We start from the raw sequence: 14,411 nt of genomic DNA, 5'->3' as shown, positions 1-14,411 counted from the left end.
CAAGTGGCGTCATTCAGTAGAAATCTCGACGAAGCCCTCCACAGTGCGATCGCCCTGGCAACAGAGCGCGATCACGAACTGGCAACTCTAGAGCACCTTTTGTTAGCGCTGACAGACGACCAAGACGCAGCGGCCGTCATGCGCGCTTGTAATGTTGATGTCGATTTATTGCGACGCCAACTTTACGAATTTATCGAAAACGATCTCGCCAATTTAAAACTTGAAAATGGTGAGCAAGCCAAACCAACGGCGAGTTTTCAGCGCGTTATTCAGCGCGCCGTCATTCACGTGCAGGCTTCAGGACGTGAAGAGGTCACTGGCGCGAATGTGCTTGTTGCGTTGTTTGCAGAACGCGAGTCGCATGCTGCGCATTTCCTTCAAGGGCAAGATATGAGCCGCTTCGATGCGGTCAATTATATCTCGCACGGTATTGCAAAACGGGCCGGTGAAAACCAGCAACGCTCAGCTCCGCGTGGAACCAGTGAAGAAGCTGAGGCTCAGGCCGGGAAACAAGAAAGCGCGTTAGAATCATATTGTGTTGATCTCAACGTAAAAGCGCGTTCTGGCAAAATCGACCCACTTATTGGACGCGACGCTGAGGTTGAACGTTCAATTCAGGTTCTATGTCGTCGGCGAAAAAACAACCCGCTTTTGGTTGGAGATCCGGGCGTAGGCAAAACGGCTATTGCTGAGGGCCTCGCGCGCAAAATCGTTGATGAAGAAGTGCCCGAGGTATTAGCGAATTCGACAATCTATTCGCTTGATATGGGTTCGCTCCTCGCGGGTACTCGGTATCGCGGTGATTTTGAAGAGCGCATCAAGGCCGTTCTCAAAGAACTTGAAGAACATGAAGATGCTGTTTTGTTTATCGACGAGATCCACACTGTCATTGGTGCTGGGGCGACGTCTGGCGGTGCGATGGATGCATCGAACTTGTTGAAGCCTGCGCTTCAATCAGGGGCACTTCGTTGCATGGGATCAACGACGTATAAGGAATACCGTCAGCATTTTGAAAAAGACCGTGCACTCGCGCGCCGGTTCCAAAAAATTGATGTGTTGGAACCTTCTAAAGAAGACACAGTACAGATTCTAATGGGCCTTAAGCCTTATTTTGAAGAGCATCATAAAATTAAGTATACGGACGAAGCGATTCGTGCGGCGGCGGAACTGTCCTCTAAATATATGACGGATCGGAAATTGCCCGATAAGGCCATTGATGTCATTGACGAAGCTGGCGCACGCCAGATGCTTTACACTGCCGAAAAGCGCAAGAGTGTCATTGACGAGCCGGAAATTGAAGAGGTCGTTGCGAAAATGGCCCGTATCCCACCAAAAAGCGTATCGAAATCGGATACCGAACGCCTCCAAAAACTGGGCGAAGATTTGCGCCGGGTTGTATTTGGCCAGGACGAAGCGATCGATCAACTCGCGGCGGCAATCAAGCTTTCGCGTGCGGGTCTTCGTGAGCCGGAAAAACCAATTGGGTCGTATTTGTTTGCGGGTCCTACAGGCGTTGGTAAAACCGAGGTCGCAAAACAGCTGGGCCTTGTCATGGGGCTTGAGCTGGTCCGTTTTGATATGTCCGAATATATGGAACGCCATACGGTTTCACGTTTGATTGGTGCGCCTCCCGGTTATGTCGGTTTCGATCAAGGCGGTTTGCTGACTGATGCTATCGACCAAAACCCGCATTGTGTTTTGCTATTGGATGAAATTGAAAAAGCACACCCGGAAATTTTCAATATTCTTCTTCAGGTTATGGATAATGGTCAGCTTACGGACGCAAATGGCCGAAAGGTCGATTTCCGTAATGTGATTATAATCATGACCACCAATGCGGGTGCCTCAGACGCTGCCAAGTTTGCTATTGGTTTTGCTGGTGGTAAAAAAGTCGATGAAACGGAAGCAGCGATTAAACGCATGTTTACGCCGGAATTCCGCAATCGGCTTGATGCTACTATTCAATTTGCTGGACTTTCTCCCGCCATTATCAATCGCATCGTGGAGAAATTTGTATTGCAACTCGAAGTGCAACTTGCTGATCGCGGTGTCACTTTTGAATTATCGGAAGAGGCCACAGGGTGGTTAGCTGTACGTGGTTTCGACGATGAAATGGGTGCACGTCCGCTTTCTCGCATCATTCAGGAACATGTGAAAAAGCCAATCGCCGATGAAATTCTTTTTGGAAGCCTAAAAGAAGGTGGCATCGTGCGTGTTATTCTTGATAAGGATGATCCAACAAAACTAGATTTTGAATATTTGCCTGATCCAGAAAATGTCGACAAACCAAAAGATGGTGGTGACGGCTCTAATGTTCCGGCATTGGTTGAGTAAATTAAAATCATTGACCCGCATGTAAAAATGCGGGTCAGTTTGGTGTGTACTCTATTGAAAGAGTAAGCACATGGTCTTCACCGGTATTGAGAAGTCTGTTCCCGAACTTTCCTGGAAGCTGTGTGATCGGTTCAAGGCAAAAATAACCTTGGCCTATTGGCGCATAAAGATGAAGGTATGGCGCGTCGCTTCTTAACGTTGTGACACCACCGGAATTTTCGATTCTAGCAATACCGTCCCAGCCGAGAAGGGTGTGGTCGATGCCGCTGTCGGGCAGCACATTAGTTTGCCTGAAATCCGTCGATGGTTCTGTTGGCCGTTGATCGCCGGGCTGGTCATGGCTCGGTGGTGTCCATATTTCATCTGCACTCACTGTTAAGCGAGTCGTCGCCGTTCGCAGAAAGAAAGGATGTAACCCCAATCCGACAGGAATTGCGTTCATACTCTCATTTCTCACGCCGAGCGAAATTTCCAATCCTGCCGGGGTCGCGCAAAAGCGCTGCTGAGCGCTATATTTGAATGGATAATTACCACGAGTCGGCTGGTGCAAATAAGTGCAGGTGAGGGCGCTTTCATCAACCACGCTAGGCACCCAAGCATTTACCCAGCCGTCACCGTGAATAGCGAACTGGTCATCGCAGACCGGTAAATTTGACTTGATAGCGTATTGTTTTGTGCCAGAGACTAGCGGTTCCGTAAGTCGTCCGAACCATGGGACGCAGGGAAAGCAAGCGGCTTCCCGTGGATCGTTAGCAACTGCACTAAGAGATGATGTTCCACGAAGAATATTGCGCTCACCAAATTGAAATTGGGTCACTGCGCAACCGAATTCGGGCGCAATTTGAATTCGAGTGTCTTGCGCTGAAATTTCAATCATAAACCGGCGACCATGGCTTTTGGGAACAGCATGATGTCACCAGCCGGGCCCCGGATGCAAGAAGACCGCCGCGAGGGAAGGAACGCGGCGGTCTTGAACAGGTACACCAAAATTAGCGGGGGGCTAATGCACCTGTTAGTTCAGATCATGTGTCGCAGGGGTGCGACAACACAGCCGACGGGAGAAACGAATTGCATTGAGGGGGGAATGCGTTTCGTTCAAGGGGGGCTTTTTCCCGTCAGCGAAACAACAAATAGCGATGCGGATTGCATGATGCAAAACACATATCCGAGAGCAAATGTGAGGTTAATTTTGTTTCAGATTACTGCGAATTTTGGTCGCCAATTCTTCGAGTTTTTCTGAGTCAGCCGGGCCGCCGGTCGCGTGTTTACCGATTGATTGTTCAGTATACATTGGAATTATATGAAAATGCAGATGGAATACGGTCTGTCCTGCAGGTGCGCCATTGAATTGCATAATTCTAATGCCATCTGGTTTTAGGCTATCCTTGACTGCAGCGGCAATTTTTTGCGTTGTGGTGATGATTTCCGCGAGAGCGTCAGTGGGAACATCAAACAGATTTGTTGCTGTCGATTGTTTGTGAATAACCAAACAATGGCCAGGGCTTTGGGGAAATGCATCCATAAATGAAAGGACGGAATCAGTCTCGTAGAGTTTCACCGATGGAATTTCACCACGAATGATTTTCGCGAAAATATTGTCGTCGTCATAAGTTTCAAAAAGGCTCATTGCTCATCACCATCGTTTAATGCGGCACCGCCGGATTGCGCTAACTCAAGAAGCCCTATTGCTTCGGATTCTTGGTGCTCAGGAACGGCAATTCGAACGCCGCCCGGCATAACGGGCAAAACTGAATTAATGGCACCATCCAAAATTTCAGCGTCAATGCCATTTGCCCGAAGGTAGCTGATGATGATCTTTGCTTCTTGTTGATCTTTGGTGCGTTTAATCGTTTTCATTCGGTGCCTCTGCGCTAGGATTTTTTATAAGGCGTAAAGTCTTTCAGTGCCTCGATCTCAAGGTTTGTACTTTCCCTCTCAGCTTCAAGGTAGCGTGATATCGCATCGCGAAAGCTATCATTATTGATCCAATGAGCCGACCAAGTAGAAACAGGCTCATACCCTCTTGCAATTTTGTGTTGACCTTGCGCACCCGCTTCGACGTGCGCCAAGCCGCGCTCAATGGCGAAGTCAACAGCCTGATGGTAACACAATTCGAAATGTAAAAACGGAACATCTTCGGTACAGCCCCAGTAACGGCCATAAAGTGTGTCACCACCGATAAGATTGAGTGCACCGGCGATGGGTTCACCATCTCGCTCAGCGACAATCATTAGAATTTGTTCGGGAATGCTCTCGGCAATTTGCCGAAAAAAAGTACGCGTTAAATAGGGTGTACCCCATTTTCTAGCACCGGTGTCTTGGTAAAAAATCCAGAAAGCATCCCAATGACGTTCGGTAATTTCATCACCCACTAAACGCCGAATAGTAAGCTCATTGTTGGCTTCGCGGCGCTCACGACGAATGGCTTTGCGTTTGCGCGAAGACATCGCAGCGAGGAAATCATCGAAAGTCTCATACCCTTTATTGAGCCAATGGTATTGCTCACCCATACGGAGTAGATATCCGGATTTCTCCAACGTGGTTTTGTCACCTTCATTGATGAAATTTACATGGGCGGAAGAAGCGCCTATCCGCTCTGATATCTGGCGAAGTGCGATGGCAAGGTTAACTTTGGCGGCTTCGCTCTGGGCCAAAAGCCGTGGGCCTTGGGCTGGCGTGAATGGTGCAGCACATAGAAGTTTTGGATAATATTGGCCACCTGCACGTGCATAGGCATCGGCCCAATGGTGGTCGAAAATATATTCACCTTGGCTGTGCCCTTTAGCGTATAGCGGCGCAACGCCAGTAGTTGTATTTGCGTCCTCTAGGACGAGGTGCATGGGTGCCCAGCCAACTTCGGGCGAAATTGATTTAGACGTTTCAAGTGCTGACAAAAATTCGTGGCTAACAAATGGATTAAAAATTTGGCCCGGTGGATTAGCCAATCCATTCCAGACTTCAGCGCGAACCTCAGAGATTGAGGCGAGTGTTCGCGCTGTAACTGAACCGGGCCCGTCTGGCATTACTTAATCTCGAAAACCCCATCAACTTCGACAGCAGCATTGAGTGGTAGTGCGGGTGCACCAACTGCGGCGCGGGCATGACGGCCAGCATCGCCAAAAACGTCGACCATAAGATCGGAAGTTCCATTTACGATTTTCGGTTGGTCGGTGAAATTCTCACGACAGTTCACAAACCCGCCGAGTTTTATCACGCGGACAACGCGATCCAGATCACCATCACAAGCATTTTTGAGTTGGGCAATCAGGCTAATTCCACATGCTTTTGCAGCGTTGACGCCGTCTTCAAGCGAAAGGTCTTCGCCGACCTTACCGGTAATCAATCCATCTGCGCCTATAGAAACCTGACCAGAGATGAAAACGAGGTTTCCTGATTTCACATAGGGGACATAGTTAGCGACGGGGGCAACCGGATCGGGCAATGTGATGCCAAGTTCTGCGAGACGGTCGTCAATGCGAGACATGTGATACTCCTGCGTTTGATGTCTTTCAGGTTGGTTTAGTGTGGTCTTTCCGTATGATTTGCAAGGGTAGAGCGCTAAAACACCTACCCATTTTCGCTAACGACTTCGATCTCAATGCGCCTATTGCGTTCGCGACCTTCGGGGGTTGCATTGCTCGTGATAGGCTCTGCTGATCCGGCCCCTCGGGTTGATAATCGGTTGGCCGGGGCACCGACGGAAATTAAAAACGCGCGAACGGCATCCGCCCTGTAGCCGCTAAGCTGTAGATTGCGGGCGGCATTGCCGCTTGAGTCAGTGTGACCGGTTATTTGTAGGCGGATATTTTCGCAATCGGCGAGTATTGAAGCGATCTCACGCAGCTGCGTACGGGCGTTAATGTCGATGTCCGCAAGGGCGCTGGAAAACCCAATTTTTCGTTGATCGATCGCCGTCTCAATATTGCTTTGGCAGGAAGGTAATTGAGCGACGGCTTCCGTTTGAGCTGGTTCTTCAATGTTTGAGGATATAATCGGATCGTCTAGAACGGTCTCAGTGATTAAATCTTCGATGGAAGTAGGTGTACGCCGGAGATTGAGTTGGGTTTGTGTTTGAAAAACATCGGCAACATTTTCCATTGAAGTCCGAGCTTTATTGAGACTATCGATATCTTGCGCTTCACCGCTCAGCGAAAACTGAATGCCATTTGCTTCGGCGACACCGTCTTTTAAAAGGCTTAAGCTGCGGAGAGCAGTGTCAGTGGATTTGAGCCATTGGTTTTCTGTTGCCGGTAAACCGCTCGCCAATTCGAGCGTACCGGAAATTTCGTGATTGCCGAATAACTCTTCTGCGAGCTGAAAGAGGTAATTACGCGCAGCCTCGCTTGGGGCGAATCCGGAGAAGACAAGCGCGTCGCCCTCATTTTCTGCAATCCAAATGAACGGATCGGCGACAGGCAGTTGTGGGATCACCTTTAATGCAGAAGCATCAATTGTGGTGATGCCGCCGATCACGATACCGCCTGGCCCATCCGCGTTCTCTATACGGGCTAAGGTTCGCGTCCGTGTTTCAATATCAGGCACTTCGCCAGAGATGATCAGTTTTTGTCCATTAACCTGTAGACGTATGCTGGGGGTATTCGAAAGCGCAGCATTAGCTTTGGTAAGCAGGCGTTGCTCGGCTGATGATGCAGATCCGGGAATGATATCACTAGTAAAAGCCGCAGCACCCAGAAGTGCTACGGCGATAAGCCCAAAGGATATTTTTATGATTGCGTTCATTGGGCCGCGTACGGAACCTAACTTACCATTCCAAAATAACTTTACCAGATTGACCAGAGCCCATTACGTCAAAGCCTTTTTGGTAGTCATTGATCGAAAACCGGTGCGTGACGATAGGTGAAAGATCAAGCCCGGCTTGTAACATGGCTCCCATCTTATACCAGGTCTCAAACATTCGACGGCCATAAATGCCTTTGATCTCTAGTCCTTTGAAAATAACTTTGTCCCAATCAATCCCGGCACCGTTCGGCATAATCCCGAGCATGGCAATTTTGCCGCCATGGTTCATTGTGTCGAGCATGGATTCGAAAGCAGTCGGAACGCCCGACATTTCCAACCCAATATCAAAGCCCTCGGTCATCCCGAGGTCATTCATCACATCACGCAGTGGTTTTTTGGTAACGTTCACGGCGCATGTTGCGCCCATTTTTTCGGCAAGTTCGAGGCGGTAGTCATTGACGTCAGTGATGACCACATGGCGCGCGCCAACGAAACGGGCGATGGCTGCGGCCATGATGCCTATTGGGCCGGCACCCGTGATTAAAACGTCTTCGCCGACAAGGTCGTAGGCGAGGGCAGTATGGGTAGCGTTTCCATACGGATCAAAAATCGCGCCCATATCATCTGAAATGTCAGCTGGTAATTTATAGACATTGAACGCAGGCACAGAGACATATTCGGCGAAAGAGCCAGGGCGGTTTACGCCTACTCCGACTGTGTTACGGCATAAGTGCCGTTGGCCCGCACGACAGTTCCGGCAATATCCGCATGTGACATGACCTTCGGCTGACACGCGGTCACCGATTTTCATATTGAAATGTTCAAGATGAACTTCTGAGCCGATTTCCACGATTTCTCCGGAAAATTCGTGCCCCACAGTCATCGGTACAGGAATTGTTTTTTGTGCCCATGCATCCCAATTATATATATGCATGTCGGTTCCGCAGATAGCGGTTCGTTTGACTTTGATAAGAACGTCATTTGGTCCGATCGCTGGTCGGCTGGTGTCGACCATCCAGATGCCTTCTTCGGCTTTGGCTTTCATCAATGCTTTCATTGAACACTCCTATATCACACCAATTTTCTTACCGGCTTTCACAAATGCAGCGACGGCAGTATCGACTTGACTATCACTGTGGCCCGCACACATTTGAGTGCGGATACGGGCTTTTCCTTTTGGGACGACAGGAAAAGAAAAGGCGGTTACGTAAACGCCTTCTTCCATTAACTCGTCAGCAAGTTGAGCGGCCTTGCGTGCATCATAAATCATGATTGGAATGATTGGATGCTCACCTGGCAAAAGGTCAAAACCAGCTTCGGTCATTTGTTTGCGAAAGCGTGTCGCATTCCGAAAAAGTTGCTCTCTTAGCGTGCCGCCATTTCGAACCAACTCGATTGTTTTTAGCGTTGCGCCCAACAGCGCTGGTGTCAGTGCGTTTGAAAATAGATATGGTCGCGCACGATTGCGCAAAAGATGGACGACGTCTTTGCTCGCACAAATATAGCCGCCCATACCGCCGCCAAGGGCCTTGCCGAGCGTGCCGGTAAGGATATCTACATTTTTGGCCACGCCACAATGGGCCGGAGTTCCTTCACCGTGGGGGCCCATGAAGCCAGTAGCATGGCAATCATCGACCATAACCAATGCGCCAAACTCTTCAGCAAGGGCGCAAATCTCACGTAGGTTTGCGATATAGCCATCCATTGAAAAAACGCCGTCGGTCACGACGAGCTTGGTCCGTGCGCCGTCGAGATCGGCTTGCTCCAGTTGTTTGCGTAGCGCGCCCATATCTGAATTTGGGAAGCGATAGCGTTTGGCCTTGCAAAGACGGACACCATCAATGATCGAAGCATGATTGAGGCTGTCGGAAATAATTGCGTCTTCGGCTTCGAGGAGTGGCTCAAAAACGCCGCCATTCGCGTCAAAACATGCGGCGAATAAAATCGCATCTTCATAGCCGAGAAATGCGGCAATCTCTTTTTCAACTTTTCGGTGAAGGTCTGTGGTGCCGCAGATAAAGCGAACAGACGCCATCCCGAACCCATACTCGTCCATCGTGGACTTGGCGGCTTCTACGATTTCCGGATTATCGGCAAGGCCCAGATAATTATTTGCGCAAAAATTCAACACCTGTTTTCGCGTACCGTTGTGATCGACTTCGATGACCGGACCTTGCGGCGATGTGATCTGCCGCTCGATCTTTTCCAGTCCCTGATCGTGGATGTCCGCAATTGTGTCAGCGATTCGGTTGTAAAAAGTTTGGCGCATAGTTTCCTCGTAATCCCGTTCGTTCTTCCCTATGGTTTGGCGCCACTGGCCAACTGCGTCAATGACAGACAATAACGAGTAAATACAGAGGCTTGGCGGTTTTTGCTTGTGAATGACAAGGGTTCGGGGCAATTTCGTCATAATAACGCACCGAACATTAGCTGGGGGCACGGGTGAGCATTAAAACCGATAGGCGCGCGCTATTGCGTGGAGCGGCATTTACCGGCGCGGTTGGGGCTATTGGCGGATGTGAACGCTTTCAAATCAGGTCCGTTGCCGCCAATCCATCGACTGATATTGATCCGAAAATCACAACTCGGTCTATTGCCGAAGCTGAAAAACTACAGGGAATTTCGTTTTCAGCAGCTGAGCGCGGGATGATGCTCGACGATATCGAGAACCGCCTAACAACACTGGCCGGTTTACGGTTGATGGATATGCCCAACGGTTTAGCGCCAGCAATGGTATTCAATCCGAAACTGCCCCGTAAGAAAATTTCCTCTCAGAAAAACCGTTTGTCGCTACCCCTGATATCGCGTGCATTACCTGAGAACGAAGCAGATATTGCCTATGCGAGCGTAAACGAGTTGGGGCATTGGCTGCGCAACGGATCACTTACAAGTGCTCAGTTGACGGATTTATATCTTCGCCGGATTACGAAGCATAATGGCGAGCTTAATGCTTTTATTACCATCACGGAAGGATTAGCCAGAGAACAAGCAGCAAAGGCCGATGTCGATTTTTCAAATGGACGTGATCGGGGGCCGCTTCACGGCATACCTTATGGTCTAAAAGACTTGGCAGACACGAAAGGTATATTGACCAGTTGGGGCGCTACGCCATTCAAAGACAGAATTCCTGACAGTGACGCTGAGGTTACTCGAAAATTACGACTCGCGGGCGCTGTTCTTTTAGGGAAAACCGCTTGTGGGGCTATTGCCTATGGTGATCAGTGGTTTGGCGCACGCACGCGCAATCCGTGGAACAGCGACGAAGGCTCGTCAGGATCTAGCGCTGGTTCTGCGTCTGCTGTTGCGGCCGGGCTATGTGGTTTTGCAATAGGTACAGAAACATTAGGATCTATCATTTCGCCTTCTGAGCGATGTGGGACAACCGGCTTGCGACCAACATTCGGAAGAGTATCCCGCGCTGGTTTTATGGCATTGTGTTGGTCGCTTGATAAGGTCGGCCCTATCTGTCGTACTGTGGAGGATAATGCAGCCGTCCTTTCCGCTATCAATGGTTATGATGCGGATGATCCTGGTGCTGCGCGGGTTGGCTTTACATATGAACCACTCGATTTATTACAGATGACAGTTGGTTACGTACCTGAATGGTTCGAAGAGGGCGATGAATCAGACCGAAAAGCATTAGAAGCATTGCGGTCATTGGGGATAACCCTAAAGGAATTTCCTTGGCCGGAAATCGACCTCAGCGCTTTGTCTGAAATTGTCCAAGTAGAAGCCGCCGCTGCGTTTTCAGATCTGACATTGACTGATCGTGACGATGAGCTGGCATGGCAGGCGAAGGAGGCATGGCCCAATTCATGGCGCGCTGCACGGTTTGTTTCTGCAGTTGATTATATACAGATAGATCGGCTACGTCGCCGCGTAATGGAGGCGATGAACAGTGCATTTGACGGATTTGATGCGCTTATTGGCCCACATTTTGCCGGCGGTGCCTTGCTCGCGACCAACGCGACAGGTCATCCGCAGCTGGCGCTGAGAGCCGGATTTTCGCAACGACCGACTGTTTCATTGTTCGATGAGCCCATACAAAAACAAACATTTAAAGCTCCAAGAGGGGTTAGTCTTTGGTCAGATTTATTTGAAGAACGAAAAATTATTGCGATTGGGGCTGCGCTTGAAAAAACACTTGGTGTCCAAGATGCCCGCCCGCCTGCATTTTCATAAATGAAACCGAGTATATGCGTATGAAGAAGCCTTATATCCTAACGCTTTCATGTAAAGATAAGCCGGGAATTGTCGCAACGGTGGCGGGCTTATTGTTCGATGCCGGCGGGAATATTCTCGACGCGCAGCAATTTGACGATACCGAAACGGGCAAGTTCTTTATGCGTGTTGTTTTCGATCTTGATGATCAACAATATTCGCATGAAAATATTGTTTCGAAATTCAATCCGGTTGCTGATCAATTCAGTATGGATTGGCGTATTCGACCGAAAGAAGAGCGCAAACGCGTTTTGATTCTTGTTTCTAAGTTCGATCATTGTTTGGGAGATCTCCTCTATCGTCGCCGAATTGGTGAGATGAACATGGATATTGTAGGCATTGTGTCTAATCACCCGCGCGAGGCACTGAATCTAACGTCTATTCGTGACACGCCATATCACTATCTGCCGGTCACAAAAGAAACGAAGCTCGATCAGGAATCTAAAATCAAAAAAATCGTGGATGAAACGGGTGCGGATCTCGTTGTGCTTGCCCGATACATGCAAATCCTATCAGATGATTTCGCGCATTTCCTTGAGGGGCGTTGCATCAACATTCATCACAGCTTTCTGCCCGGTTTTAAGGGGGCTAAACCCTATCATCAGGCTCATGCTCGTGGTGTGAAGATTATAGGTGCGACTGCGCATTTCGTAACGCCAGATCTCGACGAAGGGCCAATCATTTCGCAGGACGTCGAACATATATCACATGCCGATACGCCTGAAGACTTAGTTCATCGGGGGCGTGATGTAGAACGTAGGGTTCTCGCACGCGCCGTTACCTGTTTCCTCGAGGATCGAGTTTTGGTCAACGGTCCGAAAACTGTCGTGTTTTAATGTGTATAAAAAATCCGTATACGATGAAAATAGAAAATCTGTTAGGTAGGATTTTGCCCGTTGGCCTTGCGAGTGATCCGCTAACCCTTGCCGTGACGTGGATTTTTGAGCGTACATCCAAATAGTGCGGAAATGCCTCAATTTCGATGGTTCATCACTCTGGAAACATGCTCAATGCTGGAATATAAGGATCTTCATCCGTTGAACCTTTGGAAAACACGAGAATCTCTATGAAAACCAGAGCCGCAATCGCTTTTGAGCCTAATAAACCCCTTGTTATCGAAGAGGTTGATCTCGAGGGACCAAAAGCTGGTGAGGTTCTGGTTGAGATAATGGCGACTGGGATCTGTCACACAGATGCTTACACGCTAGAGGGCAAAGACTCCGAAGGCATTTTTCCGTCAATTCTGGGGCACGAAGGCGCTGGAATTGTGCGTGAAGTTGGTGCGGGTGTGACTTCGGTCGCTCCTGGTGATCACGTAATTCCGCTATACACGCCAGAATGCCGAACCTGTAAAACATGCCTTTCGCAAAAGTCTAATCTTTGCACCTCAATCCGCGCGACGCAGGGGAAGGGTTTGATGCCCGACGGGACAAGTCGATTTTCCTATAAGGGACAAACATTGCATCACTATATGGGGTGTTCAACGTTTTCGAATTTTACAGTGATGCCGGAAATTGCTGTTGCTAAAATTCGAAAAGATGCACCGTTTGACAAAGCTTGTTACATTGGTTGTGGCGTAACCACGGGGGTCGGTGCAGTGATATGGACCGCGGGCGTTGAGCCAGGTGCCAATGTTGTTGTTTTTGGTCTTGGCGGAATTGGACTAAATGTCATTCAAGGGGCCGCTTTAGTCGGTGCAGATAAAATAATTGGTGTCGATATTAATCCGTCAAAGCGCCAGATCGCTGAACAGTTTGGTATGACCGATTTCGTAAATGCTGCGGAAGTTGGCGCGTCAAATGTTGTTGATAGAATTGTTGAACTTACCGGTGGCGGCGCAGACTATTCATTCGATTGCACAGGCAACACGGCTGTCATGCGCCAAGCGTTAGAATGCTGTCACCGGGGGTGGGGGACGTCGGTTGTTATTGGTGTCGCCGAGGCCGGAAAAGAAATTTCAACGAGGCCCTTTCAGCTCGTTACGGGGCGCATTTGGAAAGGGTCTGCATTTGGTGGTGCCCGGGGCCGTACGGATACGCCTAAGATTGTTGATTGGTATATGGATAAAAAAATCAATATTGATGACCTGATCACACATACATTGCCGCTAGAAAAAATTGACGATGCATTTGATCTTATGCATGAAGGCAAAAGTATCCGTTCGGTCGTAGTTTTTTAGGGGCCTATACAAGTCGCGCTATTCACGGATGGAGATGTACGATTAATCTACAAAGCAGCACTAAGTCTTTCGGCGGTACGCAGTCGATTTATTCACACGCGAGTGAAGCCTGTAACTGTGATATGAAATTCGCAGTATATCTGCCGCCAGAAGATAAAGGTGGAAAAGGCACGTTTCCGGTTCTCTATTGGTTGTCGGGGCTGACGTGCACCGAAGAAAACTTCATCACCAAAGCGGGTGCACAACGTATCGCCGCTGAATTGGGTGTCGTTATCGTTGCACCTGACACTTCACCACGAGGTCCGAAGGTGCCTGACGACCCCGACGAGGCGTATGATTTTGGTTTGGGGGCGGGGTTTTATGTTAATGCGAGTCAAGACCCGTGGTCAGAGCATTATAATATGTATGACTATATTGCCCGTGAGTTGCCAACGTTAGTGTCAACAGCGTTTCCGGTTGATGCTGCGCGATCAGGAATTTTTGGTCATTCGATGGGTGGTCATGGGGCGTTGACGATCCACTTGAAGAATCCGGAAATATTCAAGACATGTTCCGCGTTTTCGCCAATCGTAGCGCCGTCGCAGGTGCCTTGGGGTATAAAGGCACTTTCAAATTATTTAGGACCCGATGAGGCTGCCTGGGCGGAGCATGACGCATCAGTATTGGTCTCTCGGATTCCGAGTAAAACCAATATACTTATCGATCAGGGAACAGCAGACAATTTTTTGAAAGAGCAGTTAAAGCCCGAAATTTTTGCCGCTGCCGCCGACCGGGCCGGGCAGTCCTATACACTGCGAATGCAAGACGGCTATGATCACTCATATTACTTTATTGCGAGCTTTGTTGAAGATCACGTCCGTTGGCATATGGAGCGTCTTTAACGTGGTCGCTTCACGCTACGGTGAAGCTTGTCCTGATTGCTGCTTATCGACCTTCC

Annotated in this window: 13 protein-coding genes; 5 read left to right on the top strand and 8 right to left on the bottom strand. The window is 49.2% G+C overall.

Annotation, left to right across the window (positions count from 1 at the left end; genetic code table 11):
- The first annotated feature begins 3 nt into the window (after window positions 1-3).
- Window positions 4-2,334, top strand: coding sequence for an ATP-dependent Clp protease ATP-binding subunit ClpA (gene clpA / locus ABFZ84_RS12295; RefSeq protein ID WP_369314310.1), 2,331 nt, complete (start codon window positions 4-6; stop codon window positions 2,332-2,334).
- 34 nt (window positions 2,335-2,368) lie between these two features.
- Here clpA and ABFZ84_RS12290 read toward each other — a convergent pair whose 3' ends face one another.
- The 8 genes from ABFZ84_RS12290 to ABFZ84_RS12255 all read right to left on the bottom strand — a co-directional run bounded on the left by ABFZ84_RS12290 (window position 2,369) and on the right by ABFZ84_RS12255 (window position 9,343).
- A complete protein-coding gene (locus ABFZ84_RS12290) occupies window positions 2,369-3,211 on the bottom strand; it encodes an aldose epimerase family protein (protein WP_369314309.1) in 843 nt (280 codons plus the stop codon).
- Between the two features lie 306 nt (window positions 3,212-3,517).
- Complete coding sequence (locus ABFZ84_RS12285) at window positions 3,518-3,961, bottom strand: HIT family protein (RefSeq protein ID WP_369314308.1); 444 nt, start codon at window positions 3,959-3,961, stop codon at window positions 3,518-3,520.
- Window positions 3,958-4,191 (bottom strand): putative signal transducing protein, encoded by a 234-nt coding sequence (locus ABFZ84_RS12280; protein ID WP_369314307.1) that lies wholly within the window; start codon window positions 4,189-4,191, stop codon window positions 3,958-3,960. The genes ABFZ84_RS12285 and ABFZ84_RS12280 overlap by 4 nt, the downstream gene beginning before the upstream one ends.
- Window positions 4,192-4,205: 14 nt before the next feature.
- Complete coding sequence (locus ABFZ84_RS12275; RefSeq protein WP_369314306.1) at window positions 4,206-5,357, bottom strand: GNAT family N-acetyltransferase; 1,152 nt, start codon at window positions 5,355-5,357, stop codon at window positions 4,206-4,208.
- Window positions 5,357-5,818 (bottom strand): RidA family protein, encoded by a 462-nt coding sequence (locus ABFZ84_RS12270; RefSeq protein ID WP_369314305.1) that lies wholly within the window; start codon window positions 5,816-5,818, stop codon window positions 5,357-5,359. Before ABFZ84_RS12270 ends, ABFZ84_RS12275 begins: the two co-directional genes overlap by 1 nt.
- 83 nt (window positions 5,819-5,901) lie before the next feature.
- On the bottom strand, window positions 5,902-7,074 hold the full coding sequence (locus ABFZ84_RS12265) for an OmpA family protein (RefSeq protein ID WP_369314304.1): 1,173 nt from the start codon (window positions 7,072-7,074) through the stop codon (window positions 5,902-5,904).
- A gap of 22 nt (window positions 7,075-7,096) precedes the next feature.
- Complete coding sequence (gene tdh / locus ABFZ84_RS12260) at window positions 7,097-8,131, bottom strand: L-threonine 3-dehydrogenase (protein ID WP_369314303.1); 1,035 nt, start codon at window positions 8,129-8,131, stop codon at window positions 7,097-7,099.
- A 9-nt stretch (window positions 8,132-8,140) separates the two neighbouring features.
- Window positions 8,141-9,343, bottom strand: a complete 1,203-nt coding sequence (locus ABFZ84_RS12255; protein ID WP_369314302.1) for a glycine C-acetyltransferase — start codon at window positions 9,341-9,343, stop codon at window positions 8,141-8,143.
- Window positions 9,344-9,516: 173 nt separating this feature from the next.
- On the opposite strand from ABFZ84_RS12255, the gene ABFZ84_RS12250 reads away from it, so the two are divergent.
- The 4 genes from ABFZ84_RS12250 to fghA all read left to right on the top strand — a co-directional run bounded on the left by ABFZ84_RS12250 (window position 9,517) and on the right by fghA (window position 14,355).
- Window positions 9,517-11,256, top strand: coding sequence for an amidase (locus tag ABFZ84_RS12250; RefSeq protein ID WP_369314301.1), 1,740 nt, complete (start codon window positions 9,517-9,519; stop codon window positions 11,254-11,256).
- A 20-nt stretch (window positions 11,257-11,276) separates the two neighbouring features.
- Window positions 11,277-12,131, top strand: coding sequence for a formyltetrahydrofolate deformylase (gene purU / locus ABFZ84_RS12245; protein WP_369314300.1), 855 nt, complete (start codon window positions 11,277-11,279; stop codon window positions 12,129-12,131).
- Window positions 12,132-12,361: 230 nt separating this feature from the next.
- Window positions 12,362-13,474, top strand: a complete 1,113-nt coding sequence (locus ABFZ84_RS12240; RefSeq protein ID WP_369314299.1) for an S-(hydroxymethyl)glutathione dehydrogenase/class III alcohol dehydrogenase — start codon at window positions 12,362-12,364, stop codon at window positions 13,472-13,474.
- 41 nt (window positions 13,475-13,515) lie between these two features.
- Window positions 13,516-14,355 (top strand): S-formylglutathione hydrolase, encoded by an 840-nt coding sequence (gene fghA / locus ABFZ84_RS12235; RefSeq protein ID WP_369314583.1) that lies wholly within the window; start codon window positions 13,516-13,518, stop codon window positions 14,353-14,355.
- Window positions 14,356-14,411 lie beyond the last annotated feature (56 nt).

This window comes from Hyphococcus lacteus, from assembly GCF_041058985.1.
GTDB lineage: Bacteria > Pseudomonadota > Alphaproteobacteria > Caulobacterales > Parvularculaceae > Hyphococcus > Hyphococcus lacteus.
The sequence above is the reverse complement of the archived record's forward strand: the minus strand, read 5'-3'. Positions and strand labels throughout refer to the sequence as shown.